The sequence below is a fragment of the Acidiphilium sp. AL genome (assembly GCF_025499445.1).
Lineage (GTDB): Bacteria > Pseudomonadota > Alphaproteobacteria > Acetobacterales > Acetobacteraceae > Acidiphilium > Acidiphilium iwatense.
Genome location: NZ_JAIMBZ010000125.1, coordinates 1 through 1,164 on the forward strand (window position 1 = coordinate 1; position 1,164 = coordinate 1,164).

General features: G+C 59.1%; 1 protein-coding gene and 3 pseudogenes. 2 read left to right on the forward strand and 2 right to left on the reverse strand.

Annotation, left to right across the window (positions count from 1 at the left end; genetic code table 11):
- Positions 1 to 256 precede the first annotated feature (256 nt).
- Positions 257 to 391 (reverse strand): annotated as a pseudogene (locus AiwAL_RS20265) (transposase domain-containing protein); the annotation flags it as partial.
- Here AiwAL_RS20265 and tnpB point away from each other — a divergent pair.
- On the forward strand, positions 384 to 710 hold the full coding sequence (tnpB, locus tag AiwAL_RS20270; protein WP_408852012.1) for an IS66 family insertion sequence element accessory protein TnpB: 327 nt from the start codon (positions 384 to 386) through the stop codon (positions 708 to 710). The pseudogene AiwAL_RS20265 and the gene tnpB overlap by 8 nt on opposite strands.
- A 69-nt stretch (positions 711 to 779) precedes the next feature.
- Positions 780 to 1,028, forward strand: a pseudogene (locus AiwAL_RS20275) (IS66 family transposase); the annotation flags it as partial.
- Between the two features lie 14 nt (positions 1,029 to 1,042).
- On the opposite strand, the pseudogene AiwAL_RS20280 reads toward AiwAL_RS20275, so the two are convergent.
- A pseudogene (locus tag AiwAL_RS20280) lies at positions 1,043 to 1,164 on the reverse strand (IS630 family transposase); the annotation flags it as partial.

The following is a 1,164-nucleotide window of genomic DNA, read 5'->3' on the forward strand; positions in this document are numbered from 1 at the left end:
CCCAACTCGGCGGCTATCTCGCACGCGCGACCGATCCTCCCCCCGGAAACATCGTCATGTGGCGCGGGCTCTCACGCCTCACGGATATCAAACTCGGCGTTATGATCGGCATGCAAATTGTGGGTAATTGAAAGCCGGTCTGAACCGCCTGCCTTGACTGCGTATTGAGCGCTCATAAGGGCGCTTCTATGAGCGTCACTTTGAGCACGGGACGGTTTGAGATGGAGAGTAAGCGTCAGCCAATGACCGCGCGGGCTTAGGCGGTGAGGCTGATCTTGGTTTTGTTCCAATTCCAGGGTAAAAGTTTGCTCAGCCTGTTGATGGGATACCCCTTAGCCATTCGTTCGATGACGTCCGTGAGATAGGCTTCCGGATCGAGGCCGTTGAGCTTTTGGCTGGCCTCGGGCCACACTGATATGCGCCGTGGCATGCGGGGCCTGGCTCTGCAGGTGCAAGAGGGGCTCGGCCGTGATCCATTCGCGGGCGACATTTACCTCTTCCGCGGACGTAGCGGCTCGCTGCTCAAGGCGCTCTGGCATGACGGCATCGGCCTGTCACTTTACGCCAAGCGGCTGGACCGCGGAAAATTTATTTGGCCGCAAACCGTGGACGGCGTTGTGGCACTCACGCCCGGGCAGATGGGTTATCTCCTCGAAGGAATCGACTGGCGAAACCCTCAGAAAACTTGGCGCCCGCAAGCTGCGGGATAGCCGAAAATCTGTTCACCGCGGGCGGAATTTTCTAGCAAAACCATTGCTGTTTGTGATTCTATGCGGGTCATGGCGTTTGATCCTTCGGCCTTGCCAGACGATATCGATGCGCTGAAGGATATCGTCCGTTCGGCCTTCGCTCAACTTGATCTGGCCCGGGCGAATGCCGCCGCTGCCCAGGCCGAGCGGTCGGATATCGCGGCCTATATCGCGCATCTGAAGCTGCAGATCGAGAAGCTCACGCGCACCATCTACGGCCCGCGGGCGGAACGCACGGCGCGGCTGCTGGACCAGATGGAATTTGAACTTGAGGAGCTAGTACCCCGAGTCGCTCATAGTGCGGGGTATAGCCGCTTCAGTTTGATGCGGGCGTTTGCGGTGGTGAAGTGCCAGTTGGCCTTGACGTGATCCCTATTGCGGGTGCGCTCCCATGCGGCGACCTCCTCGATCAGCA